The organism is Flexivirga caeni, assembly GCF_003724155.1.
GTDB classification, from domain to species: domain Bacteria; phylum Actinomycetota; class Actinomycetes; order Actinomycetales; family Dermatophilaceae; genus Flexivirga; species Flexivirga caeni.
Window position 1 is genome coordinate 207,567 of record NZ_RJJQ01000002.1, and the last position, 23,328, is coordinate 230,894.

Consider the following 23,328-nt stretch of genomic DNA (forward strand, 5'->3'; position numbering starts at 1 on the left):
GGGCTCGAACCGGCGCAGGTGTCGGTGAGCGCGGCCACGGGCAAGCCGGCGCCGACTGCGCCGGCGAGGAATGTGGCCTTGTGGGCCCCAGACGCTGACGACGATGCTGGAGGCGACCAGGGCACCCGCGAGCAGACGCACCTGTCGCGCTCGAGGCTCCCATCCAACACGCAGGGCAGCGGGCAACTCTGAGGACTCTGCGGTGGACGGGGACTCTGCGGTGGACGGCGCTGAGACGGCGTAGGCCTCGAGCCCGCCTTCCAGGACGCTGAGTGTGGTGAGGCCGGCTCCTTGCAGGGTCTGCCCGGCCCGGCGGGCGCGCTGACCGGTATTGCAGTGCGGATCGGTGTCAGGGGTGCGGTTATGTGTTCTTGCGTGGTGTGGCGGTTGCTCACGACAGTCCGATTCCGCTGCGGATGGCGACGTAGATGGCGACGGCGATGAGCAGTCCGGCGAAGGCGCGGCTCAAGGTGGTGCCGCTGACCTTGTCCGCTACTCGCTTGCCGACCAGCGAGCCGATGATGGCGGCGGCGGTGAAGGGCACGATGACGGCCCAGTGGAAGCTTTCGTTGCCCGAGCGTGCGCCTAAGGCTGCGATCGAGTTTAACGCGATGACTAGTAGTGATGTGCCGACCGCTACGGGCATGGTGAAGTCGAGGGCGATGACGAGGGCAGGGACGATGATGAATCCGCCCCCGACGCCGAGGAAGCCGGTCAGGAACCCGACGATGAGGCTGGCCAGGAGCACCTTGACCGCTACTTGGGTGGTGATTTTTGTGGTCGGTGAGTGCGCCAGCCGTGCAGTCACGGCGGTCGCCACGCTTCCGGCCTCATCCCCGCTTTTCTCACAGCTCCGGTCGGCGGTGGGCGATTCATCGGTGGGGGTGTCTGATTGGCGTGTTCTGCGTAGCATCGCGGCGGCGGCGATGAGCATCAGTACGGCGAATGCGAGTAGGAGCGCGTTGGGGCTGACCTGGCGGTTGAGAGCGGTTCCGAGGTAGGAGGCGGCGACGCCGATGATCCCGAAGGTGAGTCCTGCCCCCCAGCGGACATTGCCCGAACGGGCGTGGCCCAGGGCGCCGACCAGTGCGGTGATACCCACGATGACCAGGCTGGCTGTGGTGGCTCCCCGCGCGGATTCGCCGATGACGTAGACGAGGACCGGGACGGTGAGGATCGATCCACCGCCGCCGAGTGCTCCGAGGCTGACGCCGATGATGACCCCGAAGATGAGCGCGAGGGCGATGGTCATTCGATGTGGCCCGGCGATCCGTCGTCACGGATGGTCGGCAACCCGGCCTCCTGCCAGGCGTTCATGCCGCCGGCCATGTTTCGTACCGGCACTCCCGCGTGTGCCAAGGCGTCCGCGGCTTTGGCTGATCTTTTTCCTGAGCGGCAGATCGTGATGACCGGTGTGTCCTGGTCCAGGGCGGTGGGGTCCAGGTCGCCCAACGGCATGTGCATCGCACCCGGAGCGTGTCCGCCATCCCACTCTTCAGGCTCACGGACGTCCAGCAGCACCGCGCTTTGGTCGGTGTGGGCCAGCAGGGCTTCGGTGGGGCTCAGGTCCGCGCCGCGGCTGGTTGTTGGTTCGGTCATGATCTGCTCCTTAGAAGGTGGTGCCTTGGTGCGAGGGTGGTGCCGGGTGATGCCGGCCGGCGAGATCGACGCGATACCCGCTGCGGCCGGAGAACTGGGCGGTGACGCTGAACCGATCGCCGCGCACGATGGTGTGGCGCCATTCCACGGCCTCTGCCTCGGCGCAGCCGAGGCGATCGATGCGAAAGGCCGCGGTGTCAGCGCCGATGCCCAGCAGGCCGCGTTCGGTCTCGGTGGGGATGACGGCGCGTAGCGTTTCCTGTCCGCCGGTGAGTTTGAGCCCGCAGCGCCGAGCGAGTTCGTCGTACAGCGCGGTCCGGGTGAAGTCCGCGCGCAGCAACGGCCGTGCGACGCGCGCCGGCAGCCAGACTCGATCCACGGCCAGCGGCTCGCCCCCGGCCAGGCGGAGCCGCTCAAGATGCAGCAAGGGCTCGCACGCGTCCACGCCCAGATGCCCAGCAGCTACCTGGTCGGCGCGCACGTCGAGGATCCGTACCACGCTGAGCTGCTCGAGCCCGGCCGCTTCGACCGAGGAAAACAAGCTGTACAAGGCGCCCAGGGGTTGCTCAATCTCGACATCGGCGGCGACACGTGGCGCCCGGCCGCGGTCCGCGGTCACCATGCCGTCGTCCCGAAGCCCGCGCAGCGCCTGACGGACCGTGTAGCGACTCACCCCGTACTGCTGGCTCAACGCATGCTCACCGGGAAAACTCTCGCGGAACTCGTTTAAGGCCAGCCGCCGCATCAGATCATCGCGCACCTGTTCCCACAGCGGACGCGCAGCATCACGATCGGGCTGCACCGCAGATGCGGAACCGACTTCAGCGCCCACGAGTGCCCCTCCTTTCCGATTCCACCCCTGGCGTGCAGGGGCCTTGTGGTGTTGCCGCGTTCAGCGTAATGTCCAGACATTAACAGATGTCCGGACATTTCGGAGCTAGAGGGAACGCGGGAGCTACCACATGCAGGTCGAGATCATCACCACCGACGAGCTCGGAGACCGCAGCTACGTCGTCCATGACGGTGGGGTAGCGGTCGTTATTGATCCTCAACGCGACATCGATCGGGTGGAGGCGCTTGTCGAACGGTTGGGCGTGCGGGTTGAGTTGGTCCTCGAAACGCACATACACAACGACTATGTGACCGGAGGGTATGAGCTCGCGCGGCGAGCCGGGGCCCGCTACGCGGTCAACGCCGCGGACCACGTCGCCTTCGAACGTGTGGGCGTGCGTGATGGCGAGGAACTGGTTGCCGGCGATCTTCGGGTCGCGGTGGTTGCCACGCCCGGCCACACCGATACCCATCTGGCCTTTGTGATCACCGACATCAGTGCCCCTGAGGCGCCACCAGCGGTGTTCACCGGCGGGTCGTTGCTCTACGGCAGTGTTGGCCGAACTGACTTGGTCGATCCCGCGCGCACCATCGAGTTGACCCACGCACAGTTCCATTCCGCGCACCGGTTGGCCGACTCGCTACCCGATCAGGCGCCAGTTTTTCCCACCCACGGGTTCGGCAGTTTCTGCTCTTCCGGTTCGGCGACCGGTGGCGAGGACAGCACGATCGGGGTCGAAAAGCGCCGTAACGACGCCCTCACAACGGCCGATGAGCAGACTTTCGTCGACAACCTCATCGCGAATTTGACCGCATACCCGGCCTACTACGCGCATATGGACGTGCTCAACCGGCAAGGCCCACTGGCCCCGGACATGTCCGCACCCGAAAAAGTCGACCCCGTCGAACTGGCCGCTCGTATCGCGGCCGGCGAGTGGGTGATCGATCTACGCGATCGCGTGGCGTATGCCTCCGACCATCTGGCCGGGACCGTCAGTATCGCGCTCGGCGCCCAGTTCGCCACCTACCTGGGCTGGCTCACTCCCTGGGGTGCCCCGCTGACCATCATTGCCGAGACTTCCCAGCAAGTCGCCGACGCACAACGCCAACTCGTACGGATCGGCGTCGACCAGCTCGCCGGCGCCGCCTCCGGTGAATTCGAGGCGGTCGCCGCTGGCCAGGAACGCCGCCGCTACCCCCGTGTCGACTTCGCGCAGACCGCCCGCGAGGCAACCGCAGACGAAGACGTGATCCTGGACGTACGACGAGACGACGAACGCGCCCAGGGCCATATTGCCAACTCCGCGCACATCCCACTCAACGAGCTAGTCACCCGCCTAGGCGATGTCCCGCAGGGGCGCTTGTGGGTGCACTGCGCCTCAGGATTTCGCGCAAGCATCGGCGCGAGCTTGCTCGACCGTGCCGGTCACGAAGTCATGTACATCGACGATGACTACGCCAACGCCACCACGGCAGGCCTTGATACCACCTGATCGACCTACCTCGCCGGGCCACACGCAGTACCGCACCCACTACACGCCATATAACGCTCACGGAGGAACCCATGGTTCAGACTCATCACAGTGCGCTCATCATCGGTGGCGGTAGCGCGGGTATCAGCGTCGCCGCCCGCCTCCAGCGCGCAGGCATCACCGACATTGGGGTCATCGACCCAGCCACCACCCACTACTACCAACCGTTGTGGACACTGGTCGGAGGAGGCCGCGCCTCGATCGCGGAGACCGGCCGGCCAGAGGCCTCCGTCATGCCCAAAGCTGTGCAGTGGATCCGCGAACGTGCGCAGGACATCGACCCCGACGCACAAACCGTCACCACAGACAACGGCGTGCACGGCTACGACCAACTCGTCGTATGCCCCGGAATCCAACTCGACTGGGACAAAGTGCCCGGGATGACCGAGAGCCTAGACACCCCGTACGTGTCCAGCAATTACACGCAAGCCTTAGCACCCAAAACCTGGGACCTCATCCAGGCCACCCGCTCAGGCACTGCGATCTTCACCATGCCCGCAGGACCGATCAAGTGCGCCGGCGCGCCGCAGAAAATTGCCTACCTCGCCGCCGACTACTGGCGCCAGCACAACGTCCTCAAAGACATCCGGGTGGTACTGGTCCTTCCGACCCCTGGAATGTTTGGTGTCAAGGTGTTCGCCGACGAACTGGAGAAGGTCGTCCGCCACTACGGCATCGAGGTCCGCAAAAACAGCGAACTCGTCGAGGTCGACCCCCACAACAAGCAAGCCGTGATCGCTGACAACAGTGCCGATACTAAAGAAACCATCGGCTACGACATGATGCACGTCGTGCCGCCGCAGTCTGCCCCGGACTGGCTCAAAACCACCCAACTGGCAGTCCCCGATAGCCCCACCGGGTACGTCGACATCGACAAGCACACCATGCAGCATGTTCGCTACCCAAACGTCTTTGCGCTCGGCGACGCCGGATCCTCACCCAACTCCAAAACCGGTGCCGCCATCCGCAAACAAGCACCCGTCGTCGCGGAAAACTTTGTTGCTGCTGGAAAGTCAGCGCCGCTCAATGCAAAGTACGACGGCTACGCGTCGTGCCCGCTGACGACCTCGCGGCACAAGATGCTGCTGGCCGAATTCGACTACACCATGGAACCCGCGCCCACGTTTCCCGTGATCAACACCCGCAGGGAACGGCGCGACATGTGGTACCTGAAGAGATTCGGGCTGCCCTTCATGTACTGGAAACTGATGCTCCGCGGCCGGGCATAACCCGAAACCCGCCTCTCGGCTCCACGTACTTGATCACCCACCTGAGCGGCTGAGCCTGGGAGTCGCGGTGTTTCGCAGTCAGTGAGCGGACAAGGTGATTGCTCGTCGGTGGGAGCGGTCGAGTTCGCGGCCGCCGCGGGCATACCACTGCGTCATCAGCGCTGCCGCGAGGAGCAGGTCGATCATGTCGCCGCCGTAGAACATTAGTTGCGCCCCGTCACGGAGCTGCGCGATCGTTCCGGCATCAGCCGGCAGGGTATGGGCGTACATGAGTTTGGCCAGAACGTCGTGCGCGCCGGCTGCCACGAACAACACCAGTCCACGACGCAAAATACTGGGGCGGGTAGGCATCGGGTCCCGCCCCACGACGTACCAGCTGAACAGGCAACCCGCCGCAAACATATGAAGGTGCACGACAACGTGAGCCCACATGTGGCGCTCGGTATACCCGAACAACGGTGTGAGGTAGTACAGATACATTCCGCCAACCTCAAGCAGAACCACCACTATCCCCAGTGACAGCACGTGTGGCTGTGTAGGTGAGTTCCGACAGCGTTTGCCGATGAGTTTCGACAGCACCCGGGCCGAACCAGGCATCCCCGAACGGGGATCCGCCCTGATCGCGGCAAACAACTCCACTCTCGGCTGCGGCGGCACCACCCACCTCACGTCCACGATGATGCCCACCCAGCATGGACCCGGCACACCGACGGTGTCGAGCGACCGACGGCACACCACCACGCCATGCGCGATTTTGAACGTTCCTGGGAATTCGCTGTAATTTCGAGAGACCCATTGACGCCGCTACCACTGAGTGCTTACATCGATTTACCGGCTACATGACGGTTGTACAGCAGGGGAACTAAGGGGCAGTCATGAAGGTCAAGTTCTTGTGTTTTATCGCGTCTTTGTTCGCGTCTCTTGCACTGCTCGCACCATCCGCTTTCGCAGCTGACTCCCCGAACAGCATCCCCCCTCCGCCTGGCGGAGGAGACTACACGCTGACGGTTTACTGCGGGGCTCCCGTGGAAGTTGGGGGAATCCCAAATTCAGGGTATGCATACAGCGCCTGGGGTGGTGGACTTGGGTCCAACGACAGGTTCGAGCTTGTGACAAAGGTGTATCGCAATGGCGTCTACACTGGATCACACGAAAACGAGTGGCTCACTGCGAGCAGCTGGGGCAACTGGTCCTCCAACACCTTCTATGGCTACCTCTACGGGGACAGCGTTACCATCCACGGCACTGTCTACGACAGCTATGGAACACCGCTGATCAGCGGTAGCAGCTACTGCGGCGGCCACGCGTAACGTAGGCACACGTGATCCTGATCGGTAACGCGGCTGACGGCATCAGCCTCTACCTCGCAACTGTGGCCACCCATGACAACATCTTGAGTGTCATCATACGTGCCGATGGCACAAGAGTGCGCGCTGAAGGAAAAACGTGGGAGCCGTCCGCGGCTTCATCCGCAGAGGAAGATGCCGAGATTGCGCGATCCGCACATCCCGGTGATCGTGTCCTTCTTCCCTTCCGACCTGTTGTTGAACTGCGTGGCGAGCAACTGAAGCCCGTGCGCGACAACTTTGCCCGCATTAGTGGAACAAAAGCGCCATGGGAAGCCGAGTGGAGATTCCAGCTTCCTGAGCATTTCACGGCTCACGACTCACTCTCAATTAGCATTCCTTCAATTGAGGAAACCATGGGGAGACCAATTTATGCCGCAGCCTTTTGGGAAGTACTGACCCCGTAATTAGGCAGCTCGCCGAACGGGAGTTTCTGTCTCGACGCGGGCTCTCGAGCACGTTGACATCGGCACGCATGCGATCTGGCCGAACGCCGCCGCTGGGGCCGGACCATCAGAGTGACTTGGTTAAAGGAACCTTGAGCGGAGCTTGCGGGCGCGTGCTGTCGAAACTCGTCTACACCCAATACGCCGCTCTCGACCTGCTGTCGAAACTCATCGGCAAACGCTGTCGGAACTCACCTACACGGCCACACGTGCGCCACCCGGCTGTGTAGTACGTGCAATATGCGGCGGCGGCCTGCACGCGGAAGGGCACGGAGCGCCAAGGTGATCGGAGCGCTCATCGCAAACGCCAACGGTGCCAGCATGGCCATCAGCAAGTGCTGCAGGATCCGATCGGTGAAGCCCATCGCGTCCCCCAGCGGCGGCAGCAACGCGAGGGACAAAGTGAGCACACCGGCGGCAAACGCGACCATGCGGGCCACCGGCCAATCATCACCGCGGCGCAGCAGTCGCATGACCGCGAACCCGTAGCTGACAGTGACCAACAGCATCACAGGCACAAGCACCCAAACAGGCGCCATCCCGGTCATGGAATGAGCCGGCATACCCCCGCCATGCTGCGGCATCGTCGGTATGTCTCCCATTCCGTCGCTCCCGTGCGTGGCGCGGGACAGATTGGCCCCATCGTCGGTGGCCATCATCGCCGCAGGGTGGACAGTGCGCCAAAGAACGCGTCCAAGCCCGCGATCAGAAGTGCCATGAATCGCCCCGGTGTGTCGGGAGACTGTCTCAAACGGTCAACTCCACTGACTGTGGGGCCGTGAGTCGAGCGTAGTACGCGGCTTCGAGCTCGGCAGGAGGAACGTCGCCGCAGTACTCGTACAGCCGGCGGTGGTTGAACCAGTCGACCCATTCCGCGGTCGCGTACTCGACGTCGTCGACGCCTTTCCACGGCTTGCGCGGCTTGATCAGCTCAGTCTTGTACAACCCGTTGATCGTCTCGGCGAGGGCGTTGTCGTACGAATCACCCGTGGTCCCAACGGATCCCGCGACACCAGCCTCCGCCAGGGCTTCGCCGAACCGGATCGAGGTGTATTGGCTGCCCCTGTCGTTGTGGTGGACCAGATCGGTGAAATCCGCTGTGCCGTAACGGTTCCGGGTCCACACTGCCTGATCGAACGCATGCAGCACGAAGTCCGTGGTCATCGACGACGACACGCTCCACCCGAGGATCCGACGGGCGTACGCGTCGATCACGAATGCCACGTACACCCATCCCGACCAGGTCGACACGTAGGTGAAGTCCTATGCCGACCTTCGAACTATGCCGATCATTCCCTGAAATACGTTGGTGTGTATGACGTTCGGGTTGGGCAGTGGGAGTGTCAGAATTTCGGTGTTTCTGGTCCTGTTGATTAATACTTCTCTGCGGTGGGCCAGCGGCCCTCGAAGACGGTCGCGAACACGTTCAGTGCTGGCTTCCATCGCATGGTCCATCGTGCCTGCCCGCGCCCGGTGGGGTCCAGCGACCGGGTCACTAAGTACAAGCACTTGAGAGCTGCTTGCTCGTTCGGGAAGTGTCCACGAGCCCGCACTGCCCTCCGGTAGCGAGCATTCAGCGACTCAATCGCATTCGTACTGAACAGGATTCGCCTTATCTCGACGTCGTAGGCCAGGAACGGAGTGAACTCCTCCCACGCGTTGTCCCACAACCGGATCAGCGCCGGGTAGCGCTCACCCCAGGCGTCGGTGAACACCTCGAACTGCGACCGGGCCGCCGTCGCCGACCCGGCGGTGTAGACCAGCTTCAGCTCACGCGCGATCTGGTCCCAGTACTTACGGCTGGTGAGCCGAAAGCTGTTTCGTAGCAGGTGGATCACGCACGTTTGCACGGTCGCGTCCGGCCAGGTGGTCTCCACCACGTCCGGCAGGCCCTTCAGGCCGTCACAGACCACGAACATCGTGTCCATGACCCCGCGGTTCTTCAGCTCGGTCAGCACCGCCAGCCAGTACTTCGCGCCCTCGCCGGCGCCGGGGGTGCCGGCCCACAATCCCAGCACGTCCTTGCAACCGTCGACAGTGACGCCGATCGCGGCGTAGAACGGCCGGTTGGCGACCTGGCCGTCGCGGACCTTGATCACGATCGCGTCGATGAAGATCGCCGCGTAGATCGGGTCCAGGGGGCGCGAGAGCCACTCGTTCATCTCCTCGCTGATCCGGTCGGTGATCCGGCTGATGGTGTCCTTGGACACCGACGCGCCGTAGATCTCTTCCAAGTGCGCGCTGATCTCACCGGTCGTCAGGCCCTTCGCCGTCAACGACAGCACGACCTGCTCCACGCTGCCGAGCTTGCGGTGGTGTTTGGGCACGATCACCGGCTCGAACGTGCCCGCCCGGTCCCGCGGCACCTGAACCTCGACCTTGCCGACATTGTCGGTCAACACCGTCTTGGTCCGAGTCCCGTTGCGAACATTACGAATCCGCTCATCCGCGTTGCTACTCGCGTTGTCGTCATCGTCAGTGTCGGCAGCTGGTGCCGACGACTCGTGCTTGCCGTGGCCGAGGTGCTCGGTCATCTCCTCTTCCAGCGAGACTTCCAGCACCATCTTCGTCAGGTCCTTCAGCAACCCCGACGGGCCGGTCAGCGAGTCACCGTTGGCGCGCGCTTCCTGCACCATCTCGGCGATCGCCGCCAACCGGCGAGCCTGCTCCTCGGTCTTCTTCGGCCGACGATCCGACGGCTCACGCCGCCGGGAATCATGAGCCCCGGCCTGGTCCTGTTCGCTGTTGTTCACGTCCTGAAGTGTCATCTGGGACTACTCCGATCCCGCCCCAACCGAGGGGCGTGTCACGGACCAGAAACACCAAATTTGCGATACTCCCTGGGCAGTCGGCATAGTCACAAGGATGTGAGCCAGGCCAGAATGGTCGGTTCTGGCTGGTAAGTGCCCGGACTGACGCCGGGCGGGCGGGTACGGTCGATCGCTGCCTGCTTGATGGCCATGTCTGCGTGGAGGTAGGCGTCGGTGCTGTGGGTGTCGGAGTGCCCGAGCCAGAGTGCGATCACCGAGACGTCGACCCCCGCGGTCAGCAGATTCATCGCTGCGGTGTGCCGCAATGTGTGCATGGTGACGTGCTTGCCGGCGATGCCGGGGCAGGTGATCGCGGCGGTGGACAGGTGTTTTGTCAGGCGGTGTTCGATAGCGTCGCGAGACAGCGGTTGCCCGTGTGGGCCGCAGAACAGCGCGACACCGGGGCGTGTGCGGCGTTCGGGCAGGTAGACGTTCATCGCGGTCACGGTGGTCTTGGTCAGTGGGGTGATGCGTTGTCGTCGTCCTTTGCCGGTGCAGGCGATGTTCGGCCCGGTACCGAGGTGGATGTCGTCGTAGGTCAGTGAACAGATCTCGCTGATCCGCAGACCGGTTTGCACGGCCATGACCAGTAGGGCGTGGTCGCGTCGACCTGTCCAGGCGTGCCGATCGGGTGCGGCCAGTAGGGCATCGACCTCGGCGGGGGTGAGGAACTCGATGGCTGGCCGGACCGTGCGCCGGGGCGGGATCGCCAGGACCTGCGTGATGGTGCCGGCATGCTCGGGGTGGTCGGGCAGCGCTCGGCCGAGCACGGAACGGATCGCGGTCAATCGGGTGTTGCGGGTCTTGGCGTTGTTGCCCCGCTCGTGCTCCAGATGGTCAAGGAAACCGGTGACGTTGGCCGCGGTGACGGCGTCGAAATCGAGCCCGTCGGTGGGAGTCTCGAGTGTTGCGGTCAGGTACTTCAGCAGCATCCGCCAGGTGTCGCGGTAGGACGCGATCGTGTTGGCGGACAGGTCACGTTGGGCATGGGCGAAGGTCGTGAAGTAGGTCTGCAGGCTGGTGGCCAGGGCGTTCATGACGGTTGTCCTTCGGGGTCGGGTTCGAGCATGCCCGCGGCGAGGGTCATCAGTTCCCCGGTCGCGGTCAGGTACCAGTAGGTGTGGGCCGGGTCGGAGTGCCCGAGCCAGGTCGCCAGCAGGGACAAGATCCGCTCGGGATCACCGTCGTGGGCGTAGGCCGCGGTCATGTGCGCGGTGGCGAAGGTGTGCCTCAGGTCGTGCAGTCGTGGCCTGGCCCTGCCACGCGGACTGAGTCTTGCGGCTTCCCGCGCTTGTTTGAACAGGGCTTGGAAAGAGACGTAGACATACCCAGTTCCCTTGGCACTGACAAAGACTGGGCCGTGCGGGTCGGGGCGTGTGGCGGTCCTGGCCGGAAGAGTGATGTAGTCCTGTAGCGCCGCAGTGGTCGTCGGGTGCACGGGTACCAGCCGCTGGTCGGATTTCGCGGCCTTGATCATCAGCACGCCGGCCTCGAAGTCGATGTCATCGACTCTCAGGTTCAGCGCTTCGCTGATCCGTAAGCCCGTGGCGGCGAGCAGTCCGATGACGGTGCGGACGGTCGCGGCGATCCGCTCATCGGTGAACTCCGCGTCGCAAGCGGCCAGCAGCGCGTCGATGTCGTCCTGGCTGTAGATGAACGGCACCGCTCGGGGCTTCTTGGCCGGTAACAGGCCGCTCGGGATGACCGGGACATCGACACCGCCCGCGGCCAGGTAGGCCGCGAAACGGCGCACCAAGCTCAGGCGCGTCGCCCACCACGACGGGTGCGCGTTCGGGTTCAACCGCGCCCAGGTCACTGCGTCGTCGATGGTGAAAGTCTGGTCCTGACCGCGGTCTTCCAGCCAGGTACAGAACAGGCCGACCTGCCGTTCCATGTCGTTGAGTTGGAACCCGAGTGCGCGGCGTAGGACCAGGTACTCCTGCAGGCGTTCGTGCAGTGTCGTCATCGCGGTACCTGCCCGAACGGGACGACCAGCTCGCGCAGCGAGGTGAGGTCGACTTTCGCGTAGATCATCGTGGTGACGGTGTACGCGTGACCCAGCAACTCTTTGGCTTCGGTCAACGTGCCGCCCGTAGCCAGCACGTCCATCGCGGCGGTGTGCCGCAACCGGTGCGCACTGATCGGGTCGATCCCCGCCATGTCGGACAGGCGTGCGGTGAGGCCGGAGATCGCCGAAACCGTCATCATCCGGCGTGGCGCTCTGGTGCGCACGAATACTGCCCGGTCCAACGCGGCCGGTCGGACCCGTAGCCACGCTTCCAATGCTTGCCCGACATCGACCGGGATCGGCAGTGTGTGCTCGCGGCCCTTGCCGGTGACTTTCAGGTGGCCGTTGGCCCAGTCGATGTCATCAAGACCGAGGCGAGCGACCTCACCGGCGCGCAAGCCCAGTCGCACCAAAACCAGGACGACTGCCCGATCCCGCGCTCCGATCGCGGTGGTCGGATCGCACACGCCCAGCAACGCTTCGACCTGTCCCGGGCTGACACCGCGTGGCAGCCCGCGCCGGGTGCCGGGGGCTTTCAGGATCCCCGCGGTCAGGTCCCGATCCAGACGGCCAGTGCTGAGCGCCCACCGCAACAGGCACCGGACCGCATCGACGATATGAGCACGCGACACCACGCCGTAGCCACGACCACGCTCGGCGACGTACGCGTTGACGGTCGGCGCGTCCAGCCGGTTCCACCGCACGGCACCGTGGTCGGGCGCGGTAATGGTGTCCAAAAGCCCTGCAGCGTAAAGGCATCGGGCCGCAATGGTCTTATCGGTCAAACCCCGCTGATCCCGCATCCACGCACACCACCGCGCCACCGCGACCTGTGCGGGCGTGACCGGACCCGCCTCGGCTTCGGCCATGCTCAGATAACCGGCAGCCGTCAAGAACCTGCGCATCGCGCCCATACAGCTGGTCACCGTGCCGCACACGAACTCGCGTGAGCACTCGGCCGCCACGAATCGGGACAGCAGATCCTCGCCGAGGTCATCAACCGCGGCGTCGACCTGTTGCATCCACAAGCTCATGCGCTTGAGCAGATTCACGATCCCGGCCGCTGACCCCGGCGAATACCCTTGCGCAGCCAACCAATCCGTGCACTCACCAAGCACCGTCGGCGCCAAGGGACCCGCCGGAACCAACGGAATACGATCCGCGTGCGGCCGGGCCGTGGGCGATCTCTTCGTCACGAACCTCACCTCCAGACAACTCGTGCCTGAAGCGTGACCCCGCCACGCGACTATGCCGATTTTTCAGCTATCCGCCCATCGATGACCTGCGCCATTGCTGAAGAAGCGGCATAGTTCGAAGGTCGGCATAGGATTTCTAATGCCGACGTCGGCATTAGATGTCGGCGACCCACAGCTTGTCCGGAGCACACGGCGCGAACTGTCGTTGCACCAGGTCATTGGGGCGCTGATCGGCCGGGTCGGCGATGGTGGTGCGCTTGACCTTTCCGCGCACCGCGCCTTTCAAGCCCTCACCGCTCATCAATCGCTCGACGGTGCACCGGGCCACCCGCCAGCCTTCACGGTTCAGTTGCAGCCAGACCTTCCGCGCCCCGTACACCCGATAGTTATCCTCATACACCTCGCGAATCTTGTGGATCAGCAACGCTTCGCGCCACTCAGCAGCTGTGACGGGCCGGTTCACTAGTTCGTAGTACGTCGATGGGGCGACCTTGATCCCGTGCTGGGTCAGCACGGCACAGATCGGCTCGACACCCCACCGCAAACCAGATCCGGGCTCACGCCGTTCGGCGTGAGCCCGGATGAAGTCCACAATCAGCCGTGTGGCCGGTCGAGCTCGGCCGCGAAGAAAGCCGACGCAGCCTTCAGGATCGAGTTCGCCCGACGCAGGTCCGCAACCTCACGCTTGAGCCGACGCACCTCCTCCGACTCAGCACTCGTGACCCCGGCGCGGGCACCGGCATCGACCTCGGCGTGCCGCACCCACTTACGCAGCGTCTCCGGTGTTCCGATCCCCAGCAACGGCGCGATCCGTCGCATCGCCGCCCACTCGGTCTCCTCAGCAGGCCGCTCGGCGACCATCCGCACCGCCCGCGCCTTCAACTCCGCCGGATACCGCTTCGTCGTGTTCCCTGGCATAACTCCAACCTTCCCAACAACTGGAGTCTCCGGACATGCCGGGGCGATTCACATCGATCAGTGGCTGCGCGATGACTTGGACGCCCCGCGTAAGCAGCGCCACACGGCCAAGCGTGTCTTCGACCGGTTGTGCAACGAGCACGACGCCGCCGACGCCCGGGTGACGTATTCGATGGTGCGCGCATATGTCACGACCCGGCGACCGCAGATCGGGGTCGAGGAAGGCCGCGCCGCCGCGGAGGTATTCATCCCGCAGACCCATCAGCCGGGCGCGGAAGCCGAGGTCGACTTCGGCGACGTCACGGTGAAGCTGGCCGGGCAGCTGACGGTGCTCACGTTGTTCTCGTTCCGAATGTCGTATTCGGGCAAGGCCGTGCACCGGATCTTCGCGACCGCCGGGCAGGAAGCGTTCCTGGAAGGGCATGTGCACGCGCTGACCGTCCTCGGTGGGGTCCCGACGGTGCATGTGCGCTATGACAACCTGAAGGCGGCAGTGGCCCAGGTGCTCGGGTTCTCCCGCCAACGAAACGAGACCGACCGATGGGTCGCCTTCCGATCCCACTACACCCTGGAGGCCTTCTACTGCCAGCCCGGCATCACCGGAGCCCACGAGAAGGGCGGGGTGGAAGGCGACATCGGCCGGTTCCGCCGCAACCACCTGGTCCCGGTACCGGAGGTTGCCACCCTGGCCGAGCTGAACCGGCTGGTCGACGAGGCCGACCAAGCGGATGACGATCGCCGGATCACCGGACGGGTGCGGACGGTCGGTGAACTCTTCGCGGCAGAGAGACCGTTGCTGCGACCGTTGCCGGTCGAGGTTTTCGAGACCGGCCGCTGGTTCACCCAACGCGTCGACCGGTACTCCCAAGTCACCGTGCGCACCAACAAGTACTCCGTCCCGACACGATTCATCGGGCGACGCGTCCGGATCCTGCTACGCGCCTCCGAACTGAGCGTCTTCGACGAGCAGTCCCTGATCGCGACCCATGAGCGGCTCGCCGGTAAGGCACAGGCACGCCTCGAACTCGACCACTACTTGGAGGCGTTCGTACGCAAACCCGGAGCATTACCCGGTGCGACCGCACTGGAACAGGCACGTGCCGCCGGGAAGTTCACTCCCGTCCACGACGCCTGGTGGGCGGCAGTGTGCAAGGCCCACGGCGACGCCGAAGGCACCCGTGCCCTGATCGCCGTGTTGCTGTTGCACCGGCACATGCAGCACGAACACATCGTCGCCGGACTGGCCGCCGCGCTCCGCGTCGGCGCATTGACCGCAGACGCCGTCGCACTGGAAGCCCGCATCATCGCCGACGCCGAGCAGGTGCCCGGCCAGCGGTCCCCCGAAGCAGCCGACCGGAACAGGCCAGATCCTCACACCACCGCCATCCCCACGCCCGCCATTACGTCACTGACCGAACGCCGGATGCGCACCGCACTTCCCGCCGATGACCGTCCGTTGCCGAACGTCGCCAAGTACGACGACCTGTTGCCCAGCCACCGTCGGGCACGTAGACCGCCCACCGTGTAGAACCGAATGAGGAAGGCCGTGATGCGTGATGCCTGGACGACGCCGAGGAATGACCGAAGAAGCCGCCGACGCGGCGATCGACCAGGCCTGCCGGATGCTGCGGTTGCCGACCATCCGGGCACACTTCGACGAGCACGCCGAGACCGCCGGACGCGAGCAACGCTCCTACCGAGCATTCCTGGCCGAACTGCTCCTGGCCGAGTGCGACGACCGCGCCCGCCGCCGCTCCGAACGCCGCATCAAGGCAGCCCAGTTCCCACGGACCAAGAGCCTGCGCGACTTCGACTTCGAGGCCAACCCGAACATCGACCCCGCCACCATCAACACCCTCGCCACCAGCGCCTGGGTCAAGAAGGGCGAACCCCTATGCCTGATCGGTGACTCCGGCACCGGCAAATCCCACCTGCTCATCGCGCTCGGCACCGAGGCCGCAATGGCCGGCCACCGGGTCAAATACACCCTGGCCACCAAGCTCGCCAACGAGCTGGTCGAGGCCGCCGACGAAATGGTCCTGTCCAAGACCATCGCCCGCTACGGCCGCGTCGACCTGATCTGTATCGACGAACTCGGCTACATGCAACTGGACCGCCGCGGCGCAGAACTCCTCTTCCAAGTGCTCACCGAACGCGAAGAGAAAGCATCCGTCGCGATCGCATCCAACGAGTCCTTCGCCGGCTGGACCAAGACCTTCACCGACCCGCGCCTGTGCGCCGCGATCGTCGACCGGCTCACCTTCGGCGGCACCATCATCGAAACCGGCACCGACTCCTACCGCCTCGCCCACTCCCGGCACCAGCAGTCACAGAAATGAAGCCCTCAGGCGACTACCTCAAGAGGAAGGGGCGCATTCGTGATGAGCACCATGCGTGACCTCACGATTCCCGATCCCGACGAGCGAGGCCGGCTCAACAACGACTTCCACCAACGAGGCACCGGGACCGGGTTCTACGACGACAACGGTGTCCCCGCGCCATGGCCACACGACATCGACCAATGGCACCCAGTCACCGGCGACCCGCCCAGCCTTGAGCCGGGCCAGCAACCCTTCTAAACCTCGGTATCCGACGCCCCGTCGAGACCGGCGAAGGCCCACGCCGGGGACCTGCTGCCAATGGAGGAGTGAGGCTCGCCGCAAGGGGCGAGTCAGGTCCGGTGCTGTTGTTGCTCAGCGGAAGAACGTGAAGAGGCGACGGTTCTGGTCGAGCGGGACGGTCGTTCCGTCGTACTGCATCAGGCCGATGGCTGGTCTGGTGCGTTGGTCGGATGCGGCGTACTGCTGCTCGGTGAAACCGGCGGCGGTGAACTCACGGCGGACCCGGTCGTTGATGTCATCAAGGTCGCGTCCCCGTGACCAGATCAGGCGTGCACCTGGGCGGCACAGCTGAGGGGTGGCGGCGATCGTTGTCGAGACATCCTCGTGGGACATGTTTCCCAACAGTCCGACCAGCAGCACGATGTCGGCAGGAACGGCTCCCGCGTAGGAGCTGGTCAAGGCCGCATCGCAGGTGCGAACCTCGACCCGGTCCAGCCCGGCAACTCGGGCCCGCTGTCGCGCCAGGTCGGCTACGTCCGGGTGTGCCTCGAGCAGGACCACGTTGACGCGGTCGGCGTCATCACGGGCTCGCAGCACGTCGATGATGTCTCGTCCGTCGCCCGCGCAGACGCTCACAACGTCGACCGGCCCCGGCCGAGCGTCCAGCTCGTCATGTAGCCACTGCTGAACCTTCCGGAGCCTCCACGAGAGCGGGGAGTCAGGATCGTCGTAGCGATCAAGCCACTGCACGTAGTCACGCAAGGCTGCCATGGTCGCAAACCTCCCAGAAGGCTGCCGGTCGGGCAACCTCATTACTGCCGGTGGCCGATGGCGTGAATCTCAAGGGGTGGTAGTCGGTTCGGGATCGTTTTGTGGCACGACCGTCCTCTACGAATCGGCTCCTAGGAACGCGCGCTTCAGGAGAGCTGCTTCGGGCGCACGCGAGCGTGCGAAGTGCCTTTCGATGGCGTTCGCGCGATCGCTGAGACCACGAGAGCGATTCGTGGCGAGCTGTACCTCAAGCGGCACGACGGGCACGTTCATTTCATGCCAGCGAACGATTTCCGTCGTGGTCCAGACAGCGTGGCCGATCGTCTCGACCAGGCGTAACGGTGACACTTCACTGCGGATCCGAGCCAACTCCAGTGCCACGCCGTCGACGCGCCACCTGCCGAAGGTCCAGTCGCCGGCTTCCGCCCAAGGGACATCGATAGAACTGGTGAAATCAGCGAGCGACGTGTGGCCAGCACTCGGCGATGCGACCGTGACGAGAACTTCAGCCACAGCAGTCAGGTCCGTAGCTGTCGATTCAGGATGCAACAGGATGTCGACGTCAGCGGGGCGCAGCGGCACCGGGCGAATCGCTGTGGCGGCACTTCCCACCAGCATCCACCGCACGCTGGGCGGTACTCGTGTCGCGAATACCAGTAACGCGCGCTCCCAGGGCGTCATGCGCACCCCCTCTGATCTGCCGGCCGATCACCCGCACAGTAGATCGCGGGTGCGACAGCCCCAGCTGCACGCGCGGTCAGACTCGCCTGGCCAAGCGGGTCCACTGCAGACGTGTTTGCCACGGCAGCAAATAGTGGTCGAAGGCCAGCTTTGAACGGATCGCCGCGAGCAGCCGATCGCGTTCCATCTCGGGCAGGTTCGCGATCCAGCCCATGGAGCCGAAGAACGCGGCCAGGCCCTCGCGGTCGAGGCTCTGAGGGTTCGGCAGTTGCGCTGTGCGGATCGGGCTGAATGTCGCTCGGGCGAAGGGAAGCTGCCAACAGGTTGGGCTCCAGTCACCACTCATCATGTCCAGCGGGAGCCCGAAGTCCTCAGGCCAGATCGGCGCGAGTAGCTCTTCGATGGCAGGGATCTCCGGCGTCACCTGCCCGTCTGCAACGTTCCAGGTCACGACCACTGTCCCGCCGGGCCGCAGCACGCGCGCGAACTCGGCAAGGGTCGCCGCGTTGTCGAACCAGTGAAATGCCTGCGCCACGAAGATCGCGTCTACGGATTCGTCTGCGACCGGAAGGCGGTCGGCGCTTCCGTCGAGCACTTCGGCTTCGGGACACCCCGCCGCAAGCATGCGTCGCATGCCGTCATCCGGCTCGACGGCAACAACCCGCTCGAACCGCGACACCAGCTGACGCGTGAACTTACCTGTGCCTGCGGCGAGGTCGAGCACCGTCGCGGTCGGCGCGAGGCCTGCAAGGTCACAGACCGCTGCCGGGTACTCCGGCCGTCCACGTTCGTAATCCTCGTACCACTGGTCGGGCATGACGTCTGGTGTCATCAGGCCACCATCGTCGACCGGCACCCGATCACGCATCCGAGTTTTCGCGAACTCCTCGCCGTGACCACCCGGCACCGTGGCTAGAGCCGGGCGGCTGAGGCGGCGACGAATTCGTCCAGACGGGGATCAGGATCCTCGCCACTCATCGAGACGGCGGTGAGCAGGTCCCAGTACGGGTGGTACTCCGAGCGGTCGGTGACGTTAAGCCATCGTTGCAGGAAGCGGTCCGCAACCGCTTGACCATGGTGCCGTGCCAGATTGACCCGACAGTGAGCGACGTCTTCTTCCGCGGGCCCGGCGCAGGAGGAGACCCAGTCGACGACGCCGGACACGGAACCTGCATGCCACAGGATGTTGCCTGGATGGAAGTCGCGGTGCAGGAACACGCGGTGGCCGCGAGGTCGCTCGTCCTCGTAGGCACTGATGGCTGCTTCCCACGCGCTGCGATGTCGCGTCCATGCCGGCGGGGCATCTTGCGGGGCGTACGCCTCCCACTCCCGCACGCCGGGTGCCACCGGGATCGAGTGGATTGCCGTCATGGTGTCGATGAGCGCGTCGATCCACGGGTCCAGTTCCGGGGGATCCCACACCACACCACCGGGTAACGCGGTCATGAGGACGGCTGGGACGCCTGTTTCCTGGCCGTTCGGGTCGGCGGCGATGACTTCGGGTGCCGGGACCGCGGTGTTCCTCAGGAGCCGCAGGACGAGTGCTTCGTTGTCCGGTGTCCACGGTTCTTCCATGATCCAGTCGAGGACGAATCGTTGCAGGATCACGTCGTCATGGCCGTCGAGTGTGAGCCGGTGGACGGCGGCGGACTGCCCGCCTTCCAACGGTTGCGAGGCGGTGACTCGGGATGCGGTCTGCTGCTCGACCCACGCGACCGCTTGCGGTGGGACGGGACCACGCAGCTGATCGTGCAAATCGTCGGCGATGTCGAAACCATGCGGCATCGCACCATGGTGTCCGACGCGTTTGATACTCACAACGTGGTTTGCAGGCTGGCTGGGCGGCGGACCGACGTCAGAGTCAACCGTAGTCCGCCTTCATCTCGGACCAGTCGATGCCGACAATCGGGTGCTGTAGTCAGTGCACACTGGCAGGATTCTCGCGTGGCCCGTATACAACTCGAAGCAGGCGACGACCTCGTCCAGCGGCTCGCTCATGAGAATGATCCTGTCAAGGCAATCATCGAACTCATATGGAACGGTCTTGACGCCGATGCTCACCACGTCGTGGTGACGCTGGACCGAAACGAGGCCGATGGTGTGGTTGGTGCCGCCGTCATCGATGACGGGCACGGTATGGCTCCCGAGGAGCTGTCTTCAGCCTTCAAGTGGATCGGCAACTCATGGAAGCGGTCAGCCGAGGGCAGCAAGGGAGAGAAGCGACCGTTGCATGGCCGCTTCGGCCAAGGCCGCCTACGGGCGTTCGCCCTGGGAACACAGGTTGTCTGGGAATCTGTCGCAGACAGTCTCGAGGGCAGGCGTCTGCGATCTGTCATCCGGGCGAACGCAGCGACGCGCAACGACTTCGATGTCTCTGATCCAATAGCCACGGATGACGACGCCGGCACCAGGGTCGTCGCTTCGGGCAGGGACTCGCTCAATCGTCTCGATGATGACAAGACCCGCGACCGGCTCACGGCGACATTCGCCCCGTATCTCATCGCCCGCCCGGACATCGAGATCGTCTACGACACGACGCGTCTTCAGCCCAAAGACAACATCGAGCATGACCAAACCCGTCCTGTGGAATGGATCCACGAAGGCGTCACTCGACATGCTGCGCTGCGGATCATCGAGTGGAGGAACGCCGACGAGAGAGCCGTACACCTCTGCGACGGCGAGGGCGTCCCTGTGGATACCCTCGACACCGCTCCGGCTCCGGACTTTCAGTACTCGGCCTACGTGCTCTGGGACGAGATGCCCCAACATCACAATGAGTGGCTGCTGGCGCGACTGGAGAGCACGCCCTCGGTTCTCGGTGCGCTCTTGTCCGAGGTCGACAGAATGCTCGACCTGCACTTCGAATCACGCCGTGCGCAGCGTCGTCGTCAGTTGGTCGAAGAGTGGAAGGTCGGCAATGTCTACCCTTATGACGGGGAGCCCTCGACTGAAGAGGAGAAGGTGGAACGCGCCACATTCGATGTGGTGGCGACCTCCATTCGCAGGCACATCCCAAGCACCAAACAACAGAAGAAGCTCACGCTGGGGCTCTTGCGCGAATCCATTCAGCAGCGGCCTAGTGACGTGTCCGCGTTGCTCGACGAGTATGTCGGTCTAGCAGCCGAGGAGCGTGATCAGCTGGAAAGACTGCTGAAGCGGACCAGCCTGTCGCGAGTGATCCAGGCATCGAGCAGCGTCACGAATCGGCTGGAGTTCCTGCGAGCCCTCGAACTGATGGTCTTCGACCCGGATGCCAGCAAGATGGTGGGGGAGCGGGCCCACCTCCACCGCATTTTGGAGAGCGAACTGTGGGTCTTCGGGGAGCAGTACAACCTCATGGTCAGTGAGCGGGGCCTGACCGCTGCTCTGGCTCGGCATCGACAGTTACTCGGAGACACCCAGGCCCACGACGGCCCGGTGAAGCTGCTCGATGGCAGGTCGGGACGGCTCGACCTCTTGCTCTCAGTAGCGGCAACTGAACATGATCGCAACCGGCACCTGGTCGTCGAGCTCAAGGCCCCGAAAGTCGTCGGGGGACCCAAGGAGTTGGCTCAGATCAAGGCCTACGCCAAGGCTGCGGCCAAGGACCCCCGGTTCGCAAGCAGCACGACCGATTGGGACTTCTGGCTCGTCACCAGCGAAGTCGACGACGATGTCCGGCAAGAAGCAAACCAGGAAGGCAGGCCCCGTGGCCTCGTCTTCGAACCCAAAATGCCGGACGCTCCTGGGGCGAGAGTCCGGGTATGGGTGCGCGATTGGGGACAGATCATCGAGGACGCCAAGCGCAGGCTCGACTATTTCCAAAAGAGCCTTCAGCACGACCCTTCCCTCGATGACGCAAGGGACTACCTTCGCCGCAACCACGGCGACGTTATTCCTGAAGGGCTGCTGGCTAAGGATGATGACAACACCGATGAGGTCGGCTGATCGGCACTTGTGCCGTTCGGGCGGCTGCGATGAACCGCCGGTCTCTGCATCAGCGGTGCGGTACTGCACATGCGCACCTGGCACGGACACTCGTATCAGGGCGAGGCGCGCTGTGGGCTGAGAATCACCGCACGCGGAGGGCCAAGGCCCATGGCGATGAGCCGATGCCGGCGGTCGAACGGTTCTCACCTACACAGCCACACCAGCGACGACCTACGGCAGCAGTATGGCCAGGGCTGCTATTACTGCGGGCAGACACCCTGCGAGCACCTGGATCACTACATCCCGCTGAGCGCCGGGGGAGCGCACACGCTGGACGACCTGCGGCCCACCTGTGCCGCCTGCAACATGGCAAAGGGTTCGACAGCGTCACGACAGTAGAGCTGAGCCAGTCCGTCAGACCAGTTCGAGCCGCAGTTTCACTCGGAATCACGGAGATAGCTGCGCACGTGACTCTCGATGCGGCCTCGCACCAGAGCATGTGCGTCGTCCAGCAGCGCAGCCCGCTCCAGCAATGTCTCGACGTTGAGCATGCCGTCCCGGATGAGAGCGTCGACAAACTCGCGGTCCTTCTCCCGGCCCGCTCCTAGCTTGGAGATCGCGAGGTCATGTGGTTCCAGGAAGTGAGGGTCCGCCGGTTCCGACGACTGAAGTGGCCAGGTGATCAGACGGTCACGCCAGCCGGGCGGGAGATAGACCGCGGTCTCGACGTGGACACCCTCGGCATACACGCCGTAGGACTCGTGGAACGAGGACATCTCACCGATGGCACCTTCGACCTGATTGGCCTTGGCACGATCGGGATCGTCGAGGAACGCAATGTCGGCTTCCATGGACGCCGTCGCCGGCGCGGGCAGGTCGTCCTCGTCATAAGCCCCCAGGATGGACTGGGATCCCACGACGAGGACGTCCTTGTCGCCCGCGATATGGCAGGCCGAACGCAGGATGTGTGCGAGTTCTTCGCGTTTCACACCGCAGCGTGCTCACGCTGGCGGTGCTCGCGGAAAGACTGCAGAACCTGGCGGCGTTCATCATCGTCAAGGACACCCGCGAACGGTGTGTTCTGCCGCAGCTCGCTGGAACGCTCGTCCTTGCTGGTGAACACATCCGCGACCGCATCCACACCGGACTCGATGACCTCGTCCCACTGCTCGAGGTAGCGCGTGGCCATGCCGTCACCGCGTTGCAGGGGCTTCCAGCGGGCGATGTTCTCAGTAGCGATCTGCAGCACACGTGCAGGGTCGAGCATCAACGGACCCAGCAGCGCACGATGCAGCCACAGGCTCTTCTCCTGCTCCCGCGTGAACTCTGATGTCGCCAAGCGCTGCACCTCAGAACTGCGGATGCGGCGATGCGTGCCGGGCTGGCTGAAAGTCAGTTCGCCCCGAGTGCACAGGTCGACGACATGCTGACGCGAGACGCCGAGCATCTTCGCCGTCTCGCCCGTGGTCAGCCAGTCCTTGGTCATGCATC

The 23,328-nt window shown here is 64.4% G+C and carries 24 protein-coding genes and 2 pseudogenes; 9 read left to right on the plus strand and 17 right to left on the minus strand.

The features are described 5' to 3' along the window. Positions 1 to 391: 391 nt before the first annotated feature. From EFY87_RS03370 to EFY87_RS03380, 3 genes are read right to left on the minus strand one after another with little or no spacing between them, the layout of a single operon-like run. On the minus strand, positions 392 to 1,252 hold the full coding sequence (locus tag EFY87_RS03370) for a sulfite exporter TauE/SafE family protein (RefSeq protein WP_123270039.1): 861 nt from the start codon (positions 1,250 to 1,252) through the stop codon (positions 392 to 394). Continuing rightward, complete coding sequence (locus EFY87_RS03375) at positions 1,249 to 1,599, minus strand: rhodanese-like domain-containing protein (protein WP_123270040.1); 351 nt, start codon at positions 1,597 to 1,599, stop codon at positions 1,249 to 1,251. The genes EFY87_RS03370 and EFY87_RS03375 overlap by 4 nt, the downstream gene beginning before the upstream one ends. A gap of 10 nt (positions 1,600 to 1,609) precedes the next feature. Then, complete coding sequence (locus EFY87_RS03380) at positions 1,610 to 2,431, minus strand: GntR family transcriptional regulator (RefSeq protein WP_220093480.1); 822 nt, start codon at positions 2,429 to 2,431, stop codon at positions 1,610 to 1,612. Positions 2,432 to 2,561: 130 nt separating this feature from the next. Between EFY87_RS03380 and EFY87_RS03385 the strand changes: the two genes are divergently transcribed. Together EFY87_RS03385 and EFY87_RS03390 are read left to right on the plus strand one after the other, a co-directional pair. Further along, entirely contained in the window at positions 2,562 to 3,923 is a 1,362-nt protein-coding gene (locus EFY87_RS03385) for an MBL fold metallo-hydrolase (RefSeq protein ID WP_123270041.1), read from the plus strand. A gap of 71 nt (positions 3,924 to 3,994) precedes the next feature. Then, a complete protein-coding gene (locus EFY87_RS03390) occupies positions 3,995 to 5,191 on the plus strand; it encodes an NAD(P)/FAD-dependent oxidoreductase (protein WP_123270042.1) in 1,197 nt (398 codons plus the stop codon). A 78-nt stretch (positions 5,192 to 5,269) separates the two neighbouring features. Here EFY87_RS03390 and EFY87_RS03395 read toward each other — a convergent pair whose 3' ends face one another. Continuing rightward, the gene (locus tag EFY87_RS03395; protein ID WP_123270043.1) at positions 5,270 to 5,878 is read right to left on the minus strand and encodes a cytochrome c oxidase assembly protein; all 609 of its coding nucleotides are present in this window, start codon (positions 5,876 to 5,878) and stop codon (positions 5,270 to 5,272) included. A gap of 188 nt (positions 5,879 to 6,066) precedes the next feature. On the opposite strand from EFY87_RS03395, the gene EFY87_RS19965 reads away from it, so the two are divergent. Then, the gene (locus EFY87_RS19965) at positions 6,067 to 6,501 is read left to right on the plus strand and encodes a hypothetical protein (RefSeq protein ID WP_148043225.1); all 435 of its coding nucleotides are present in this window, start codon (positions 6,067 to 6,069) and stop codon (positions 6,499 to 6,501) included. A gap of 11 nt (positions 6,502 to 6,512) precedes the next feature. Beyond that, positions 6,513 to 6,944, plus strand: coding sequence for a hypothetical protein (locus tag EFY87_RS19970; RefSeq protein WP_148043226.1), 432 nt, complete (start codon positions 6,513 to 6,515; stop codon positions 6,942 to 6,944). A 230-nt stretch (positions 6,945 to 7,174) separates the two neighbouring features. Here the strand turns inward: EFY87_RS19970 and EFY87_RS03405 are convergent, their stop codons facing one another. From EFY87_RS03405 to EFY87_RS20775, 7 genes and pseudogenes are all read right to left on the minus strand, one after another. After that, positions 7,175 to 7,642, minus strand: coding sequence for a cytochrome c oxidase assembly protein (locus EFY87_RS03405; RefSeq protein WP_123270045.1), 468 nt, complete (start codon positions 7,640 to 7,642; stop codon positions 7,175 to 7,177). A gap of 88 nt (positions 7,643 to 7,730) precedes the next feature. After that, positions 7,731 to 8,246 (minus strand): annotated as a pseudogene (locus EFY87_RS03410) (IS3 family transposase); the annotation flags it as partial. 110 nt (positions 8,247 to 8,356) lie between these two features. Beyond that, positions 8,357 to 9,619, minus strand: a complete 1,263-nt coding sequence (locus EFY87_RS03415; RefSeq protein ID WP_245988412.1) for an IS256 family transposase — start codon at positions 9,617 to 9,619, stop codon at positions 8,357 to 8,359. Between the two features lie 221 nt (positions 9,620 to 9,840). Continuing rightward, positions 9,841 to 10,830, minus strand: a complete 990-nt coding sequence (locus EFY87_RS03420) for a tyrosine-type recombinase/integrase (RefSeq protein WP_123270046.1) — start codon at positions 10,828 to 10,830, stop codon at positions 9,841 to 9,843. Beyond that, positions 10,827 to 11,759 (minus strand): tyrosine-type recombinase/integrase, encoded by a 933-nt coding sequence (locus EFY87_RS03425; RefSeq protein ID WP_123270047.1) that lies wholly within the window; start codon positions 11,757 to 11,759, stop codon positions 10,827 to 10,829. The genes EFY87_RS03420 and EFY87_RS03425 overlap by 4 nt, the downstream gene beginning before the upstream one ends. Beyond that, entirely contained in the window at positions 11,756 to 12,835 is a 1,080-nt protein-coding gene (locus EFY87_RS03430) for a tyrosine-type recombinase/integrase (protein WP_220093481.1), read from the minus strand. The genes EFY87_RS03425 and EFY87_RS03430 overlap by 4 nt, the downstream gene beginning before the upstream one ends. 319 nt (positions 12,836 to 13,154) lie before the next feature. Continuing rightward, positions 13,155 to 13,915: pseudogene (locus EFY87_RS20775) on the minus strand (IS3 family transposase); the annotation flags it as partial. Here EFY87_RS20775 and istA point away from each other — a divergent pair. From istA to EFY87_RS03455, 3 genes are read left to right on the plus strand one after another with little or no spacing between them, the layout of a single operon-like run. Beyond that, positions 13,902 to 15,443 carry an IS21 family transposase gene (gene istA / locus EFY87_RS03445; protein WP_342769093.1) on the plus strand — a complete coding sequence of 514 codons (1,542 nt, stop codon included), beginning with the start codon at positions 13,902 to 13,904 and terminating at the stop codon, positions 15,441 to 15,443. The pseudogene EFY87_RS20775 and the gene istA overlap by 14 nt on opposite strands. 28 nt (positions 15,444 to 15,471) lie before the next feature. Further along, entirely contained in the window at positions 15,472 to 16,254 is a 783-nt protein-coding gene (istB, locus tag EFY87_RS03450) for an IS21-like element helper ATPase IstB (protein ID WP_181445429.1), read from the plus strand. Positions 16,255 to 16,296: 42 nt separating this feature from the next. Further along, the gene (locus EFY87_RS03455; protein WP_123270052.1) at positions 16,297 to 16,494 is read left to right on the plus strand and encodes a hypothetical protein; all 198 of its coding nucleotides are present in this window, start codon (positions 16,297 to 16,299) and stop codon (positions 16,492 to 16,494) included. Positions 16,495 to 16,608: 114 nt separating this feature from the next. Here EFY87_RS03455 and EFY87_RS03460 read toward each other — a convergent pair whose 3' ends face one another. The 4 genes from EFY87_RS03460 to EFY87_RS03475 all read right to left on the minus strand — a co-directional run bounded on the left by EFY87_RS03460 (position 16,609) and on the right by EFY87_RS03475 (position 19,713). Next, positions 16,609 to 17,247: a class I SAM-dependent methyltransferase gene (locus EFY87_RS03460; RefSeq protein WP_123270053.1), complete on the minus strand. Its 639-nt coding sequence runs from the start codon at positions 17,245 to 17,247 to the stop codon at positions 16,609 to 16,611. 117 nt (positions 17,248 to 17,364) lie between these two features. Further along, entirely contained in the window at positions 17,365 to 17,928 is a 564-nt protein-coding gene (locus EFY87_RS03465; protein ID WP_148043227.1) for a hypothetical protein, read from the minus strand. A 76-nt stretch (positions 17,929 to 18,004) separates the two neighbouring features. Beyond that, positions 18,005 to 18,796 carry a class I SAM-dependent methyltransferase gene (locus EFY87_RS03470; protein ID WP_123270055.1) on the minus strand — a complete coding sequence of 264 codons (792 nt, stop codon included), beginning with the start codon at positions 18,794 to 18,796 and terminating at the stop codon, positions 18,005 to 18,007. Between the two features lie 44 nt (positions 18,797 to 18,840). Beyond that, positions 18,841 to 19,713: a phosphotransferase family protein gene (locus tag EFY87_RS03475; RefSeq protein ID WP_123270056.1), complete on the minus strand. Its 873-nt coding sequence runs from the start codon at positions 19,711 to 19,713 to the stop codon at positions 18,841 to 18,843. Positions 19,714 to 19,872: 159 nt separating this feature from the next. Here EFY87_RS03475 and EFY87_RS03480 point away from each other — a divergent pair, with 159 nt between their 5' ends. Together EFY87_RS03480 and EFY87_RS21285 are read left to right on the plus strand one after the other, a co-directional pair. Next, complete coding sequence (locus EFY87_RS03480; RefSeq protein WP_158607486.1) at positions 19,873 to 21,855, plus strand: ATP-binding protein; 1,983 nt, start codon at positions 19,873 to 19,875, stop codon at positions 21,853 to 21,855. Positions 21,856 to 22,011: 156 nt separating this feature from the next. Then, positions 22,012 to 22,236 (plus strand): HNH endonuclease, encoded by a 225-nt coding sequence (locus EFY87_RS21285; RefSeq protein ID WP_425459348.1) that lies wholly within the window; start codon positions 22,012 to 22,014, stop codon positions 22,234 to 22,236. A 38-nt stretch (positions 22,237 to 22,274) separates the two neighbouring features. Here EFY87_RS21285 and EFY87_RS03490 read toward each other — a convergent pair whose 3' ends face one another. Together EFY87_RS03490 and EFY87_RS03495 are read right to left on the minus strand one after the other, a co-directional pair. After that, positions 22,275 to 22,826, minus strand: a complete 552-nt coding sequence (locus EFY87_RS03490) for a DUF6036 family nucleotidyltransferase (protein WP_123270058.1) — start codon at positions 22,824 to 22,826, stop codon at positions 22,275 to 22,277. Beyond that, positions 22,823 to 23,323, minus strand: a complete 501-nt coding sequence (locus tag EFY87_RS03495) for a helix-turn-helix domain-containing protein (RefSeq protein WP_123270059.1) — start codon at positions 23,321 to 23,323, stop codon at positions 22,823 to 22,825. The genes EFY87_RS03490 and EFY87_RS03495 overlap by 4 nt, the downstream gene beginning before the upstream one ends. Positions 23,324 to 23,328 lie beyond the last annotated feature (5 nt).